Here is a 14,731-nt window from a genome sequence, read left to right as displayed (position 1 = left end):
GCGCCTATTTGTGGGCGCGCGTGCGGTACCACTTGGTCAGCACGTATTTGGAGCCTTCGATGACCGGCGTGCCGGCGTGCATGGTGTCGAGGTTGGGCGTGCCGTCCGGGCTGGCGTTGTTCCAGATGAGAAGCACGCCGGGCTTGGGCTCGATCGAGGCGCCGACATGGGTGAAGTGGGTATGTCCGCCCTGAGGCACCTTATTGAGGAATGCCATAGCCGTCCAGCACCGCTGGCCGCCGCGCTTGCGCTCTTCCTTCCAGTATTCCTGGTCGGTGTAGAACCAGTCGTTATGCGGCTTGAATTCCTGACCCGGAAGATAGCGCTGGCCCTGGATCGCCTCGCCATTGACGGCCGGCAGGCCCAGCAGATCGTCGATCCGGCGTGACACGCCTTTGACGAAGGGATCGTTGGGGTGGAAATTGCCCGAATAGGAAGTGCGGAACTTCTCGATATAGGCGGTCTCATGCAACTCGCTCGGCCGTGCCACAACGTCGATCATAGTGATGAACCGGCGGCATTCCTCGGGGCTGAGGAAATTAGCGACTGCAAAAATCTCGGCCTTGTCGGTCGGCACCTTGTAGATGTCGGGATCGCTCTCCAGTCGCTGGCGGACCTTGGCACCGATACGCTTGAGGGCATCCTGATCGGGAATCGTCGTGGTCTTCGTCATGATCAGAATCTTAGCGACCGGGCCTGCCACTTCAACCCATCTTGCAGGCGGGCGAGACTAAGCTAACGTTCGCCGATAAAGTTGGGAAAGGAAGTTACATATGAACACCGCCGATTCCGCGCGCCGTTATTCGGTTGGTGCGATGATCTTTCACTGGGTCATTGCCGTCGCCGTAATCGTGAACTGGCGGCTCGCCGAAAACGCGCATCACGCGCAGTCGGGGGCGGAAAGCGCGGCGATTTTCGCCAATCACAAGGCGTTGGGTATCCTCATTCTGGTGTTGACCGTCGGTCGTCTGCTGTGGCGCTGGACACACCCGGTACCACCGCTTCCATCCGATCTGGCACAGTGGGAAAAGACCCTTGCCCGCATCGTGCACGTCATCTTTTACGTATTGCTCATCGCGTTGCCACTCGGCGGCTGGATCGCCAATTCGCTGGCCGGGCGCGAGATCGACATGTTCGGCCTGTTCACCATTCCGCCGCTTCCCGTGGGCGACAATCCGGATGCAGCAAAATCGATCTTCAGCATTCATGCGACGGGCGGCAGCATCTTCATCTATCTGATCGCGCTCCATATCCTCGGCGCGCTCAAGCATACCTTCTTCGACAAGAACGGTGGTATCTTCCGCATGCTTCCTTTTGGCAAAGCCTGACCAACTCAACAGAAAACCCCCGCCGGCTGCCCGGCGGGGGTCTTGTATCTTTCGTTCTGCGGTCAGCTTACCAGAAGAAGTCGTAGATCACGTCGACCACTTCGCCGCTGTAGACGTCAACCAGTAGGACGTCGTCGTAGTACCGGACCCAGCGATAGGGGCCGTAGACCTCGGGCAGGCGGTAGCGCCACGGATCGTTGACCCGGTAGCGATTGCCGAAGAACTGGCTGCCCAGGCGGAAGCCGATGTTAAGCCGGCGATAGCGATAATCGCGATATGGGGCGTAATAGCGCCCCAAGCGGTACAGGCCGCGGTTGTTGGCGCGATGATGGCTCCAATTGTACCGATTATTCTGCCGCCAGCGCCGTTGGTCCCACCGGTCGTAATCGCGCCAGCGGCTGCCATCATAATAGCGCGAGCGGCGGTCATCCCGCCGGGCCTCGCGGTAACCCTGACGATAGGCATCGCGGCGATCCCTGCGATCCTCTCGGGCGTCCTGGCGCCGGTCGCGATAGCTGCGGTTGCGATCGCCATTGTAGTCCTGGTTGCGGTCTCCGCCATATCGTCGATCACGGCGATTATCGTCGTCCCTTTCGCGGGGCCTGTCCCACTGCCGGTCACGATAGGCTCCCCGCTGGTTCTCATCGTCGCGCGCGCGCCGCGCGCCTTCGCGAACGGCATCGTCTCTCACGGAACGGAAATCGGCGCGCCTGTTTTCATCGCGTCGTTCGCCGCGGTCCTGGCGCAGCTGTTCCCTGCGCTCGCCCCGGCGTTCCTGCCGCCATTCGGCCCGGTCCTGATTACGGTCGCCGCGGTCGCGTTGGCTGAACTGCGCCGCTTCGGCCGCCTGTGCCGGGGTAGGCAGGGCGGTGATGGCGAGCGTTATGGCGAGTGCACCGAGCGCGCCACCGCTCATCAGTCTGATCAATGTCATGGAGCCTGTCCTCATATCTTCGAGTGCCGCTCCACACCTGCGGCCGTTATCGATGGGAAATGCTTATCAGATCAGGCTGACCGGTGTCTGAACCGCTGCGAGGTGTGATTGTTCATTTTATTGCCAGAAAGAATGAATGCGGACCACTCTGAGCGATGGCGCGTTACGTGCCCATGGCAATGACACTTGAAACAGTTCGCCAGGATATTGAGGATCGCCTGCTGGAGGCGGCCAGCAACAGGCGGTCACCCATGCATACCCCCGTGGTCGCCACAGCGGATGCAGATGCGCGGATCATGGTACTGCGAAATTTCGACACCAGCGACTGGACGCTGAGATTTCACACCGACGCCCGCTCGCCCAAGGTCGAAACGCTGGAAGACAATGCGGCGGTCGCCGTGCTGTTCTACGACCGGGATGAGAAGGTGCAGATCCGTTGCAGGGGCCAGGCGCGTATCGAGACAGAGAGTTGGCTTGCAACCGCTGCTTGGAGCGAAAGCGACACTTATGCGCGGCGTTGCTATCTCGGCGCGCCTCCGGGCGAAGAGCGAGAGCAGCCGTCGAGCGGATTGCCCGACGAGATTGAAGGAAAGCGCCCGACTGAGGAAGAACTTGCTCCGGCGCGGAAGAATTTCGCAGTCATGGTCGTGAAGATCGAGAGTGCCGACTGGTATTTTCTCTCCAACGATGGCCACAGGCGCGCGATATTTACCAATGGTAAGGGGTGTTGGGTTACGCCCTGAGGCCAGCCTACAAGCCGCTCCTCAAGAACGAGCGGAAATGTTAGCGCTATCTAATATGGGGGGATGATCTAAATGAAAGCCGGCGACCGCATTCTTATGCTGTTCGACAATACCAATCGCGATTATGTTTCGCGGCTGCACTCGGGCGCTACCCGTCAGGCGGGTACGATGGGCGTTAAAATACAGCTCGAAAATCTGCACACCACCGGTCGCAATGCGCAGGAGGCAATTGCCGAAGAAGGGGGCGGGGGCGTGATCCTGACAGCGCCGCTTTCCGATGATCGGCATCTCATGCTGCAAATCGAAAAGCGGAACATTCCTTTTGCGCGTATTGCTCCGATGCTCGACCCGGGCCGCGGCATCACCATCGTGATGGATGAGTATGAAGCGGTGCTCAGCGTCACCAGATTGCTGCTCGAAGCAGGCCACCGCAAGATCGGCATCATCCGCGGCCCGCGCTCGCATCTGTCCAGCATGCGGCGTTACAACGGCTTCACTGCGGCTCTGGGTACCAAAGGGGTCAAGATCGATCCCGCCCTCATGGTCGAAGGGGATTACACGCGTCAGTCCGGTGTAGACATGGGCACAAAGCTGCTTGCTGCAGAGCCCACAGCGGTTTTCGCCAGCAATGACGAAATGGCAGCGGGGCTTGTCGATGCGGCCCGGCGTGCCGGCAAGTCGGTGCCGCAGCAGCTTTCCGTCGTCGGGTTCGACGATGATCCGATTGCGAAGTCCATGAACCCGCCGCTGACTTCGGTGCGGCAGCCGCTGGAAGAAATGGGGGCGAAGGCCTGCGAACTGCTTGCCAACTGCGTAGCGGGAAAGGGAGATGCGAAAGCGCACGCCGAAATCCCTTTCCAGCTCGCCGAGCGCAGTTCGGTCGCTCCGACAGCAAGCTGACTGGCTGACGAGGGGCGGCAATGCGGCCCTTGCGCATGCCGCCCCACGTGAAAATTACGCGGCTTGCTTGATGTCGCGCAGGGTAACGTCGAACGTCACGTCCTGACCCGCCAGCGGGTGGTTTCCGTCGGCCTTGATCGCCTCGTCACCCACTTCGAGGATGTAGAGAGTCATCGGCTGGCCGTCGGGCGTCTGCGCGTTGAGCGCCATGCCGGGCTGCGGTGCAGGTTCGGGGGGAAGGTTGGCGCGCGGAATGTCGATCACCAGTTCCTCGCTACGCGCACCGAAGGCGTTATCGCTGGCGATGTCGACGCTCTTGCTGTCGCCCACTTCCATGCCCGTGAGGGCCTCTTCGATCTGCGGGAAGATCTGTCCGGCGCCAAGCTGGACCTGCTGGGGGCCTGCTTCTTCGGTATTGCCGACCACTTCGCCGTCGCCCCGCTTGAGGACGTAATCGATGGTCACGGTGTCACCGTTGCTTGGAGTAGTCATGGGGAATCCTTTGAATTTCGTGTTCGCGGCGCCGAGAGAACTGCGCCGTCCGGAACAGCACCCGCGAACCGGGCGCCTTGAGCACTATTGTGTCAAAGGATGGTGGGGCATGTCAAACGAGCGTCCGACAAGGATGGAACGCGCGGTTTACAGCGCCGGTGAAAGTGGATGCCGGGACATGGACGCTTTCCGTTTCTCCCTGTAGCGCCTGCCTCTCGTCGTCAGCTTAGGGGGCCTTGTGTCTAGGATAATCGGTACGGGCGCCCATGGGTGGCGCAAATTAGGCATCTGGGTCTTGCGTATTTTCGCCATCGCACTGGTGGCGGGGTCGCTCATGAGCACTACCGATTTCAACCAGTGGTGGATCCGCATCTGGGATTTCCCGCGGATCCAGATCCTGCTTGCCATGATCGCCAGTGCCTTTGTCTTGTGGTTCGTCGACAAGGCATGGCGGCCCTGGGTGCCGTTGGCGCTGATCGTGGCGAGTACTTGGCAGTTCTACCGTGTTCTCCCTTATACGCCGCTGGTGCCGACCGATATCGCGCAGGTCGCCGAGGGCGAGGGCCGGGGGGAGGGCTGCTTCAGCCTGCTTACTCTCAACGTCCTCCAGAAGAACCGCGAATACGGCCGCACGATCGACCTGATCCGGCGCTTCGATCCCGACATCGTCCTGCTGACTGAGACCGATCAGGCCTGGGCTGATGCCGTGGCGGGCGTGCTGGAAGACTATCCGGGGCGGATCGACCGGCCGCTCGACAATACCTACGGCATCATGTTCGCCTCGCGCCTGCCGATGAGCAATTCGTCGATCCAGGATCTGGCGCAAAAGGACACGCCTTCGGTCTTCGCCACGCTGGAAGCCGGCGGGCACAGCTTCCGCGTGATCGGTCTGCACCCCCGTCCGCCCAAGCCGAAGCAGGATACGGAAGAGCGCGACGCGGAAATTGTCGTCGCCGCCCGTATGGCGCGTGATCTGGCGATGCCGGTGCTGGCCATCGGCGATTTCAACGATGTCGCGTGGTCCGACACCACGCGCCTGTTCACCGACATCGGCGGCCTGCTCGACCCGCGTAAAGGCCGTGGCACCTATGCCAGCTTCCCGGCCGGCATGGTGTGGCTGGGCTGGCCGCTCGATCACCTGTTCGTGACCGAGGAATTCCTGCTGGGCGAGATGGAGGTCGGCAAATCGGTCGGCTCCGACCACCGCCCCTTCATGGCACGCCTGTGCCTCGACCCTGAAGCAGCCCGCATCCGCAACGAAAACGTCGAGGGCCCCAGCGCCGAGGACGAGGACGAGGCGAACGAGGTGATGGAAGAGTTCGAGGAAGATACGGCTAAGGACCGTGTGGAGGGGGAGCAATAGTCAGGTTCGCGTTTGGCATAGCCGGTGCGGACCAAGTAATGAGTCAATCCCCCTTGTCGGATCGATCATCGTGAGACTTCATCGGCAGCCGTAGTTTTTGTCGACCGTTAAGTGAGTTTTCGCGACGATGACAAAAACCCAAATTTGCAATCCACAATACTGGGCCGGAGGAGAGTTGCCCTAGCAGTCTAGTGTAAATGCACTTTTTCATTTTATAGGTAAAAATACTAAAACCGCGAGTTAAAGCGAAACAAACTTGCAAAAATAATCCAATTCAGACAGCTTTAATTGGCGCCTACCTGGCGTATCTAGAATTGGAGAACGGCATGAACAGAATAACAAGAAAAGCTGGTTTATTGGCTTTAGCTCTTGGCGTCGCTGCGTCGCCTCTTCAGGCAGGCCCTGGCTCCAACGAACGAAATTTCGAAATTTGCATGGAAAATTGTCAAGATTGGCAGCCTGATACCAAAACGGTGCGCCTATGCGAGAACTGGTGCTATAGGCGCTGGAATCCGCAATGAATTAATCGCCGCCATAATTGGCAGGTAAGATAACCATGAATAATGGCGGCGAGACCTAAGGGTCTCGCCGCCAGTTTTTCGTTACATAGCACTGAAATGCTGTGAAGCTGACGGGAGGAATGCTCAGATCAATGAGCGAATTATCTCGTCAGCTTCTTGTACGCCAACCTCGTCGGACGGTCCGCGGCATCGCCAAGGCGGCGACGCTTGTCTTCCTCGTAAGCCTCGAAGTTGCCTTCGAACCATTCGACGTGGCTGTCACCCTCGAAGGCGAGGATGTGGGTGGCGAGGCGATCCAGGAAGAAGCGGTCATGGCTGATGACTACGGCGCAGCCGGCGAAGTTCTCGATCGCCTCTTCCAGCGCGCCCAGCGTTTCCACGTCGAGATCGTTGGTCGGTTCGTCCAGCAGCAGGACGTTGCCGCCCTCCTTCAGCATCTTGGCCATGTGGACGCGGTTGCGTTCACCGCCCGAGAGCTTGCCAACGTTCTTCTGCTGGTCCGCGCCCTTGAAGTTGAACGCGCCGACATAGGCACGGGTTGAGGTGTCGTGGCCATTGACCTTCATGTAATCGAGGCCGTCCGAAATCTCTTCCCAGACGTTGTTCTTGGGGTTCAGGTGATCGCGGCTCTGGTCAACATAGCCGAGGTGGACGGTCGAGCCGATTTCCACCGTGCCGCTATCGGGTTCTTCCTTGCCGGTCAGGATCTTGAACAGGGTCGATTTACCCGCGCCATTAGGCCCGATCACGCCGACGATGCCGCCGGGGGGCAGCATGAAGCTGAGGTTTTCGAACAGTAGCTTGTCGCCGTAAGCCTTGGTGATGTTGTTGGCTTCGATGACCTTGCCGCCCAGACGCTCGGGCACCTGGATGACGATCTGCGCCTTGCCGGGGCGCCGATCCTTCTGGCTTTCCTGCAGTTCCTCGAACTTGCGGATACGCGCTTTCGACTTGGTCTGGCGCGCGCTGGGCGTCTGCCGGATCCATTCGAGTTCGCGCGACAGGGCCTTCGAGCGCCCGCTTTCCTCGCGGCTTTCCTGCTCGAGACGCTTGGCCTTCTTTTCCAGGTAGGTCGAGTAGTTGCCTTCGTAAGGATAGTAGGACCCGCGGTCGAGTTCGAGGATCCATTCCACCACATTGTCGAGGAAGTAGCGGTCATGGGTGATCATCAGCACCGCACCGGCATATTCCTTGAGGTGGTTTTCAAGCCACTGGACCGACTCGGCGTCGAGGTGGTTGGTCGGTTCGTCCAGCAGCAGGATGGAAGGCTTCTGGATCAGCAGGCGGGTGAGGGCGACGCGGCGCTTTTCACCACCCGACAGGTCGGTCACCGGCCAGTCACCCGGCGGGCAGCGCAGAGCTTCCATCGCGACTTCGAGCTGGTTGTCCAGCGTCCAGCCGTCGACCGCGTCGATCTTGTCCTGAAGTTCCGCCATCTCGGTGCTCAGCGCGTCGAAATCGGCGTCTTCTTCGCCCATTTCCATGCCGATCGCATTGAAACGTTCGACCATGTCGGCCACTTCGCGTGCCCCGTCCTTGACGTTTTCGAGCACGGTCTTGCTCTCGTCGAGCTCGGGCTCCTGCTCCAGATAGCCGACGGTGATGTTCTCGCCCGGCCAGGCTTCGCCGGTGAAATCGGTGTCGATGCCGGCCATGATCTTGATCAGCGTCGATTTACCCGCACCGTTAGGGCCCACGATACCGATCTTCGCGCCCTGATAGAACTGCAGGTTGATATTGCTTAGCACCGGCTTGTTGGCACCGGGGAAAGTCTTGGTCATGTCCTTCATGACAAAGGCGTATTGCGCGGCCATCGGGCGAATCCTTGGATTTGATCTGTAAGAACGGGAAAGTTGGTGGCGCAGATAGTCGTGGCGGCGCCAATGGGCAAGGTCGCAGGGCGATAAGACAGGGCTTGGCTTTGCCGCTGGGAGTGATAGCTAGCCGCGCCATGACCAGATCGCTCATCGCGCTTGCCGCGCTTTCGCTCTCCGTTCCCGCAGCCGCCGACCGCGCCGACCAGGCGCTGGAAAGCGACACCATCGCCTGGGATTTCGTCGAAGGCATCACCACGGAAATCGGGCCGCGCATGCCCGGTACCGAACAGGAGGCGAGAGCGCGCGTGTGGGCCATGGACTGGCTGCGCGCCAATGGCTTTGCCAATGTCGCCAACGAGCCGTTCGAAATGGACACCTGGGTACGCGGCACGGAAACCGCGCAGATCATGGCGCCCTATGCCCAGCCGATGGCGATCACCGCTTTGTCGACTACGTCTTCAACCGGCCTGGAAGGGATCGAGGCAGAGGTGGTGTACTTCCCGTCCTATGCCGATCTCGAAGCTGCCGCGCCGGGTAGCCTGAAGGGCAAGATCGCCTTCGTCAGCCACCGGATGCGCGCGGCGCAGGATGGCTCGCATTATGGCTTTGCCGGACCCGCGCGCTGGACGGCCCCCTCGCTGGCGGCAAGCAAGGGCGCGGTGGCCACGGTCATCCGTTCGGTCGGGACCGACAGTCACCGCGTGCCCCACACCGGCACCACGACCTTTGCCGAAGGCGTCCGTCCGACGCCCGCTGGCGCGCTGTCCAATCCCGATGCCGACAATCTCGAACGCATGTTCGCCCGCGCCGATGACCAGCCGATCCGGATGAAACTGGTGATGACCCCGCGTGATCTTGGCACCACCGAAAGCGGCAATGTCGTTGGCGAAATCGTGGGCCGCGATCCGTCGCTGCCGCCGGTTCTGCTCGCCTGCCATCTCGACAGCTGGGATCTGGGCACTGGCGCGATCGATGATGGCGCGGGATGCGGGATCGCTGCGGCGGCGGCGAGCCATGTGGCCGCGCAGGGCCAGCCGCTGCGCACGATCCGCGTGCTGTTTGCGGGTGCGGAGGAAACCGGCCTGTGGGGTTCGCGCGCCTATGCCGCGGCTCATGCAGACGAGCCTTTCTTCGTCGGCTTGGAAAGCGATTTCGGGGCCGACAGGATCTGGCGCATCGAAACCAATTTCACACGCAACGATCCCGAACTTTTCCGGCAGCTGGCAAGCGCAGTGGCCCGCTTCGGTGTCGCCCCCGCAGCAGGCGTCGCGACCGGCGGGGCGGATCTCAACGTCGTGCGCGACCAGGACGGTGCGCTGATCGATCTGCAGCAGGACGGGACCCGCTATTTCGATCTGCACCACACCGCCGACGATACGCTGGACAAGATCGATCCTGCGCAGCTGCGGCAGAATGTCGCAGTGTGGACTGCGGTGGTGGATGTGATGGCCAATCACGCCGAGCCGATCCGGCGCGGAGAAGACAGCGCCGAGTAAGGCGCGCCGCGCCGGTTCTGGTCAGCGCGTGAATTCGCGCTTGATCAGGCGGGGTAGCAGGGCAAGCTGGAAGGCCGCGCGGGCCAGCAGGAAAAGGCTGAAGGATAGCCACAGCCCATGGCTGCCGAGCGGCCAGCTCAGCCACAGGGCCAGCGCATAGACCAAACCAGCGCCAACCATGGTCAGCAGCAGCGCCCGCGTCCAGCTGGCGCCCACGAAGATCCCGTCGAGCACGAAGCCCGCGAGGCCGGCAAAAGGGATCACGATCAGCCACGGCGCAAGGCTCTGCGCCTGGATTCTCACCGCTTCGGTCGCAGCAAAGCTCGCCAGGATCGGGTCCGCCAAAAGGGCAAAGGCCCCGGCAAGCAGCGCCGCCGCCGCCATGCCGCGCCACAGAATCGCCCGGATATAGAAGGCGAAACCCTTGCGGTCGTGTGCACCGGCCCGCTCGCCATTCAGCACCTGCGCCGCATTCTCGAACCCGTCGAGCAGCAGAGCGGTGAAGACGAAGAGCTGATACAGGATGCCGTTGGCGGCCAGTACCACGGCGCCGCGCTCCGCCGAAAGACGGGTCAATCCCGCCATGGCGATCACCAGCACCAGTGTGCGCAGGAACAGGTCGCGATTGACGGCAAGGAAGGGCTTGAGGGCCGACAGGCTGGCGATGCCGCCGCTGCGGGCACTTTCGATCAGTGAACGGCCGGTGGCGCTTCCCAGCAGGATCGCCGCCAGCAGCGCCAGCTTGGCGAATTCGGCGATGAAGCTTGACCAGCCGATGCCGGCAATACCCCAATCCAGACCCAGCACGAACCATAGGCCGAGCCCCACGTTCAGCAGATTATAGAGCACCTCGACCACAAGCACGGTCTTCATGCGGCGCTGGCCAATCAGAAAGCCGATCGCGGCAAAGTTCGCCATGACCGCCGGGGCGCTCCAGTAGCGGATATCCGCATAGACATTCGCTGCCTCGCGCACCGAACCAGTCGCGCCCAGAGCATCGAGGGCGAGAGGGAGTACGAACGGTTTTACCAGCAGGAGCAGGAGCGCGATCGACAGCCCGACAAGCAAGCCTCGCAGGAGCACCATGGCCTGAGCCTGCGCGCCCGAGCGTGTGCCTGCCTGCGCCACCAGCCCGGTGGTGCCCGTCTTGAGGAAATTCATGACTGTGAAAAGGACGGCGAACAGCCGCGCGCCGACGTCGACCGCACCTTGAGTGGGCGCATCGCCCAGTTGGCCCACGATCCACATGTCGCCGATGCCGATCAGCGCCGTGGCGACATTCGTCACCATGGCAGGCAGGGCAATCGCCCAGATCGCCCGTGTATCGAGGCGCGCTTGGGAAGGAATGGGGGCGGGGCCGGCGGTCAGGTCAGGCTCCTTGCAATCGATCGACGTGTGGTCGGGGAGACAAGATTCGAACTTGCGACCCCCTGTACCCAAAACAGGTGCGCTACCAGGCTGCGCCACTCCCCGACACTAACGTCGATCTTCAAGCCGGACGGTTGGTAGGCCCGGCAGGACTCGAACCCGCGACCTAGCCGTTATGAGCGGCCAGCTCTAACCAACTGAGCTACGGGCCCCCAAGGGACCGTCCGTGAAGGCTCGAACCGCCGCCTAGCCGCGTGTGTCGTGAAGGGCAAGCCGCGAAAACGCGCTTTTGTCACCCGGCGGCATTTTCCGGTGCAGAAAGCGGCTCGTCTGCAACGCATAATGGCAGGGACAGGATCATGTCGGCGCCGCTGCAGACAAGATCACCCCCCGCCGCGCGTGCTTCTGCCCGGGCGAGGCGGAGAGAGAAGCCGATGCCGAATATCCCGGCGCTCAGAACACCGCTGGAGCTGCGCGACTCGATGGCGAAAATATCGGCCGAATTGCGCAGCGCAGCGGGGATTTCGGCGGCAAGCCGTAAACACTGGGCCTGCGCCAGTAATTCGATCCTGATCGTCTCGCCAGCACCGACAGAGCCTGCGAGCGTTGCCAGCAGTCGCCATGCCAGGCGTTCCGCCTCGGTTTCCGCAAGCGCGACAGGGGCAGTGCGATCGCCCAGATCGGCCTCGATTCGCGCGACTTTCGGCTGCAGGACACCCTGCAAGTGTTTGACCTGGGTCGTGAGAATCCGCGCGAAATCGCTCGATCCCGGCTCCAGTTCCAGCGTGTCCGTCTCCAGCCGGGCGAGCCGTTCCAGCTCTTCCAGGCCTGCAAGGACATGCGCCGCATCTCCCGCTATGGTAGCCGCAATGGAGCGATAGGCATGCGGCACTGCGCCGATGACCTGCTGCTGGATCATTTCGGCATAACCCTGCATCGCATTCACCGGGGTCCGCAATTCATGCAGCACCTGCCGCAGCCGATCGGCCTGTTCGCCGCCCTCGGTGGCAGCTTCGCCGAAGCGGCGGAAAAGACCGACATAACCAAGGAACCGGCCATTACCCGGGTCGAATCGCGGAGTGGCATCGACGATCCACTTGCCTTCGATGCGCGGCGCCCCGCGCAGCGCCACGAGCGTGTCGCGCATGGGTTGCCGCCGCGCGATGGCTTCCACGGTGCTGCCAGAGCCCAGTTTCTTGAGGTCGGTTCCATAGACCATGGGAAGAATCTCTTCTTCGGTCCATTCGATCCGGCCTTCGGAACTCGCTTCGAACAGGAAATGGTCAATCTGTTCGGGGGCCGCCTTGGGCGCGGCTTTCTCTTCTGGAGCAGCTGCACCGGGCGCATTGCGGTCGTGGATGAAGCCTTCGATCCGTGCGAGCAGCGCTTTGACATCTTCCTTGCCCGGAAGGACCCGTGCAGGGTCCTTGGCCGCAGGCGCAAGGGAAGGCTGCGGAGGCGCTCGTCGGTCTTCTCCCTCGGCGACAGGCTCGGGGCGGGGCAGCGCCCTGTCCGCAACACCGAGATGGTCGAGCACTCTCACTGCGGCGGGGGGTAAATCGCCGCGGTGCCGCAGGAACCCGCGGGCGCGGATCGGCAGGCTGGGTATCAGTTCGACCCATTCTTCCGGGCGAAGCTGCGCCCGGGCAAGGGCAGCGGCTGCGATATGGGGATGTTCTTCACCGAACCATTTTACCAGATCGGGGTTGCGGAACCGCCAACCATGCTCCGCCACCAACGCCACGCGCTCCGTTGTGGGAATTTCCTCGCCAAGCGCGATGAGCCGGAGATATGCAGCAGTTTCCAGCGCCGGATCGCCGCCTTCCGACCGTTCGCCGAGCAGGTCGATCAGCTGGCGAAACTGCGTCGTTGCCGCACGCCTGCCGAATGCGCGCAGGCGCAACACGGTGGCAAGGCGGTCGTCGAAATGCATCCTATCTCCATGAGTGCCGCATCGACCCGCCAGTCCATAAGGCGCGCGATCGGCAAAGCCTTTGTATCAGTAAATGGTAAAACTGTCGTTTACCGAGAACCGTATCGGCCGCCGTTGCAAAAGCATTCGATTGCTGGCAAACAAAATAATGTTAGCCATTCGGATCATTACGCCCCACCAACATTTCGTGTGCGGCTTATCTTTCGATAGGCGTATCTCTGGCTTGAGGAAAGACTGGCATGGCCAATATGGACGATATTGATCGTCGCTTGCTCGCCGAATTGCAGGACGAGGGCAGAATTACCAATGTCGAGCTGGCGCATCGCGTCGGCCTTACCGCACCTCCCTGCCTGCGCCGTGTACGCGCGCTGGAAGAAGAGGGCGTCATCCGCGGCTATCACGCGGAACTCGACCCGTCGAAGCTCGGTTTTTCGATCACGGTCTTCGCGATGGTCAGTCTCAAGAGCCAGGCCGAAGATTCACTGCGCGAATTCGAGGTCGCGATGAAGGATCTGCCCGAAGTGCGCGAAGTGCACATGCTCAATGGCGAGATCGATTTCATCATCAAGATCGTCAGCCGCGATTTGCAGAGCTTCCAGGAATTCCTGACCAGCAAGCTGACGCCCGCGCCCAATGTCGCTAGCGTGAAAACGTCGCTGACGATCCGCACCAGCAAGAACGATCCGGGCGTTCCGCTTTGAGCGGAGCCCTTGCGGGACACTGCCTCTGCGGCGCCGTGACAGTCGAACTGGACGGCGCCGGCAGCAGCGTTGAAATCTGCCAATGCAGCATGTGCCGCCGCTGGGGCGGGGCCTATTATGCCGCGCTGACCGGCGATTCCGTTGCGGTCGCTGGCGAAGATAGCGCCAGGGTCTATCGCTCGAGCGCCTGGGCGGAGCGCGCTTTCTGCGGCACTTGCGGCAGCACCCTGTGGTTCCGTTTCCTGCCCACGGGCAACCGCAGCTTCTCCGCGGGCCTGTTCGACGGGGCTGCAGGGCTTCCGATCGAAAAAGAGATCTTCGTCGACGAGCGGGCGGACTGGTGCCGGATAGAAGGCTGCCATCGCCGGATGACGGGCGAGGAAATCATGGCGGAAGCCAAGGCGGCAGGCTTCACTTTCGACTGATCCTGCCGCCCTCGGCCCCCGTCTGAGTGGGCTAGAGCGCGAGTGCGTCCGCCACGACCCAGATACCGATCGCGAAGAACAGCAGCGCGGCAATCGTGCGGACGAGCCGCAGCGAAACCCGCTCCACGATCGCGCGCCCGAAATAGACGGCGGGTACATTCGCCAGCATTATGCCCAGCGTCGTGCCCAAAGTGACCAGCAGCACGCTCTGGAACTGCGCGCCAAGGGCAATGGTGGCGACCTGCGTCTTGTCACCGATCTCGACAATGAAGAAGGAGATGGTGGTCGTCAGGAACGGGCCGAAGCGCGCGGCCTTGGGCTCTTCGTCTTCGTCCAGCCTGTCGGGCACCAGCGTCCAGGCGGCCATGGCCAGGAAGCTCACCCCGACAGCGATGCGAAACCACTGTCCTTCGAGCAGATTGGCAATCGAATGCCCGACCAGCGCCGCCAGCGCGTGATTGGCCAGCGTCGCCACCAATATGCCCATGACGACGGGCAGCGTCTTGCGGAACCGGGTGGCCAGCACGATGGCCAGCAGCATGGTCTTGTCGCCGATTTCGGCCAGCGCCACGACTGCGGTGGAGGTGAACAGGGCTTCCAATGATGATCTCCGGGCCGGGCTTCAAGACTGCAACGGCACCGGACCTCCCGCCCGGCCGGACGCAAGTCAGGTGCCATTGGTCTTGCCCGAACGAAACCATTCGAACCCC

Annotated in this window: 14 protein-coding genes and 2 tRNA genes; 7 read left to right on the top strand and 9 right to left on the bottom strand. The window is 61.8% G+C overall.

Annotated features, from left to right (window positions below):
* Positions 1-4 precede the first annotated feature (4 nt).
* On the bottom strand, positions 5-673 hold the full coding sequence (locus K3175_RS03435) for a prolyl hydroxylase family protein (protein WP_221541943.1): 669 nt from the start codon (positions 671-673) through the stop codon (positions 5-7).
* Between the two features lie 100 nt (positions 674-773).
* Between K3175_RS03435 and K3175_RS03430 the strand changes: the two genes are divergently transcribed.
* Entirely contained in the window at positions 774-1,328 is a 555-nt protein-coding gene (locus K3175_RS03430) for a cytochrome b (RefSeq protein WP_221541942.1), read from the top strand.
* Positions 1,329-1,395: 67 nt separating this feature from the next.
* Here the strand turns inward: K3175_RS03430 and K3175_RS03425 are convergent, their stop codons facing one another.
* The gene (locus K3175_RS03425; protein ID WP_247710635.1) at positions 1,396-2,262 is read right to left on the bottom strand and encodes an RcnB family protein; all 867 of its coding nucleotides are present in this window, start codon (positions 2,260-2,262) and stop codon (positions 1,396-1,398) included.
* 155 nt (positions 2,263-2,417) lie between these two features.
* Between K3175_RS03425 and K3175_RS03420 the strand changes: the two genes are divergently transcribed.
* The gene (locus tag K3175_RS03420; protein WP_247710634.1) at positions 2,418-3,005 is read left to right on the top strand and encodes a pyridoxamine 5'-phosphate oxidase family protein; all 588 of its coding nucleotides are present in this window, start codon (positions 2,418-2,420) and stop codon (positions 3,003-3,005) included.
* A gap of 72 nt (positions 3,006-3,077) precedes the next feature.
* A complete protein-coding gene (locus K3175_RS03415) occupies positions 3,078-3,905 on the top strand; it encodes a substrate-binding domain-containing protein (RefSeq protein ID WP_221541941.1) in 828 nt (275 codons plus the stop codon).
* 54 nt (positions 3,906-3,959) lie between these two features.
* Here the strand turns inward: K3175_RS03415 and K3175_RS03410 are convergent, their stop codons facing one another.
* Positions 3,960-4,397 (bottom strand): FKBP-type peptidyl-prolyl cis-trans isomerase, encoded by a 438-nt coding sequence (locus tag K3175_RS03410; RefSeq protein ID WP_221541940.1) that lies wholly within the window; start codon positions 4,395-4,397, stop codon positions 3,960-3,962.
* 334 nt (positions 4,398-4,731) lie between these two features.
* Between K3175_RS03410 and K3175_RS03405 the strand changes: the two genes are divergently transcribed.
* On the top strand, positions 4,732-5,760 hold the full coding sequence (locus tag K3175_RS03405) for an endonuclease/exonuclease/phosphatase family protein (protein WP_221541939.1): 1,029 nt from the start codon (positions 4,732-4,734) through the stop codon (positions 5,758-5,760).
* Positions 5,761-6,421: 661 nt separating this feature from the next.
* Here K3175_RS03405 and ettA read toward each other — a convergent pair.
* The gene (gene ettA, locus K3175_RS03400) at positions 6,422-8,095 is read right to left on the bottom strand and encodes an energy-dependent translational throttle protein EttA (protein WP_221541938.1); all 1,674 of its coding nucleotides are present in this window, start codon (positions 8,093-8,095) and stop codon (positions 6,422-6,424) included.
* Positions 8,096-8,232: 137 nt separating this feature from the next.
* Here ettA and K3175_RS03395 point away from each other — a divergent pair, with 137 nt between their 5' ends.
* A complete protein-coding gene (locus K3175_RS03395; RefSeq protein WP_221541937.1) occupies positions 8,233-9,594 on the top strand; it encodes a M20/M25/M40 family metallo-hydrolase in 1,362 nt (453 codons plus the stop codon).
* A gap of 21 nt (positions 9,595-9,615) precedes the next feature.
* Here the strand turns inward: K3175_RS03395 and K3175_RS03390 are convergent, their stop codons facing one another.
* The 4 genes from K3175_RS03390 to K3175_RS03375 all read right to left on the bottom strand — a co-directional run bounded on the left by K3175_RS03390 (position 9,616) and on the right by K3175_RS03375 (position 12,895).
* A complete protein-coding gene (locus K3175_RS03390; protein ID WP_221541936.1) occupies positions 9,616-10,884 on the bottom strand; it encodes an MATE family efflux transporter in 1,269 nt (422 codons plus the stop codon).
* Between the two features lie 106 nt (positions 10,885-10,990).
* Positions 10,991-11,067, bottom strand: a tRNA-Pro gene (locus tag K3175_RS03385).
* Positions 11,068-11,097: 30 nt separating this feature from the next.
* Positions 11,098-11,174, bottom strand: a tRNA-Ile gene (locus K3175_RS03380).
* A gap of 80 nt (positions 11,175-11,254) precedes the next feature.
* On the bottom strand, positions 11,255-12,895 hold the full coding sequence (locus K3175_RS03375) for a histidine kinase dimerization/phospho-acceptor domain-containing protein (protein WP_221541935.1): 1,641 nt from the start codon (positions 12,893-12,895) through the stop codon (positions 11,255-11,257).
* 239 nt (positions 12,896-13,134) lie between these two features.
* Between K3175_RS03375 and K3175_RS03370 the strand changes: the two genes are divergently transcribed.
* Both K3175_RS03370 and K3175_RS03365 read left to right on the top strand, forming a co-directional pair.
* Complete coding sequence (locus K3175_RS03370) at positions 13,135-13,596, top strand: Lrp/AsnC family transcriptional regulator (protein ID WP_221541934.1); 462 nt, start codon at positions 13,135-13,137, stop codon at positions 13,594-13,596.
* Positions 13,593-14,021 carry a GFA family protein gene (locus tag K3175_RS03365; RefSeq protein ID WP_221541933.1) on the top strand — a complete coding sequence of 143 codons (429 nt, stop codon included), beginning with the start codon at positions 13,593-13,595 and terminating at the stop codon, positions 14,019-14,021. The genes K3175_RS03370 and K3175_RS03365 overlap by 4 nt, the downstream gene beginning before the upstream one ends.
* A 31-nt stretch (positions 14,022-14,052) precedes the next feature.
* Here K3175_RS03365 and K3175_RS03360 read toward each other — a convergent pair whose 3' ends face one another.
* Positions 14,053-14,622 carry a TMEM165/GDT1 family protein gene (locus K3175_RS03360; RefSeq protein ID WP_221541932.1) on the bottom strand — a complete coding sequence of 190 codons (570 nt, stop codon included), beginning with the start codon at positions 14,620-14,622 and terminating at the stop codon, positions 14,053-14,055.
* Between the last annotated feature and the right edge of the window lie 109 nt (positions 14,623-14,731).

This window comes from Qipengyuania aestuarii (assembly GCF_019711535.1).
Classification (GTDB): Bacteria; Pseudomonadota; Alphaproteobacteria; order Sphingomonadales; family Sphingomonadaceae; genus Qipengyuania; species Qipengyuania aestuarii.
This window is presented reverse-complemented; position numbering and strand designations above follow the sequence as displayed.

Bases quoted from the DNA above. Each gene is read 5' to 3' on its own strand.
- K3175_RS03395 (WP_221541937.1), top strand. From the start codon at position 8,233: ATGACCAGATCGCTCATCGCGCTTGCCGCGCTTTCGCTCTCCGTTCCC.
- K3175_RS03420 (WP_247710634.1), top strand. From the start codon at position 2,418: ATGGCGCGTTACGTGCCCATGGCAATGACACTTGAAACAGTTCGCCAG.
- K3175_RS03370 (WP_221541934.1), top strand. From the start codon at position 13,135: ATGGCCAATATGGACGATATTGATCGTCGCTTGCTCGCCGAATTGCAG.
- ettA (WP_221541938.1), bottom strand. From the start codon at position 8,095: ATGGCCGCGCAATACGCCTTTGTCATGAAGGACATGACCAAGACTTTC.
- K3175_RS03415 (WP_221541941.1), top strand. From the start codon at position 3,078: ATGAAAGCCGGCGACCGCATTCTTATGCTGTTCGACAATACCAATCGC.
- K3175_RS03430 (WP_221541942.1), top strand. From the start codon at position 774: ATGAACACCGCCGATTCCGCGCGCCGTTATTCGGTTGGTGCGATGATC.
- K3175_RS03425 (WP_247710635.1), bottom strand. From the start codon at position 2,262: ATGACATTGATCAGACTGATGAGCGGTGGCGCGCTCGGTGCACTCGCC.
- K3175_RS03375 (WP_221541935.1), bottom strand. From the start codon at position 12,895: ATGCATTTCGACGACCGCCTTGCCACCGTGTTGCGCCTGCGCGCATTC.
- K3175_RS03390 (WP_221541936.1), bottom strand. From the start codon at position 10,884: ATGGTGACGAATGTCGCCACGGCGCTGATCGGCATCGGCGACATGTGG.
- K3175_RS03435 (WP_221541943.1), bottom strand. From the start codon at position 673: ATGACGAAGACCACGACGATTCCCGATCAGGATGCCCTCAAGCGTATC.
- K3175_RS03410 (WP_221541940.1), bottom strand. From the start codon at position 4,397: ATGACTACTCCAAGCAACGGTGACACCGTGACCATCGATTACGTCCTC.
- K3175_RS03405 (WP_221541939.1), top strand. From the start codon at position 4,732: ATGAGCACTACCGATTTCAACCAGTGGTGGATCCGCATCTGGGATTTC.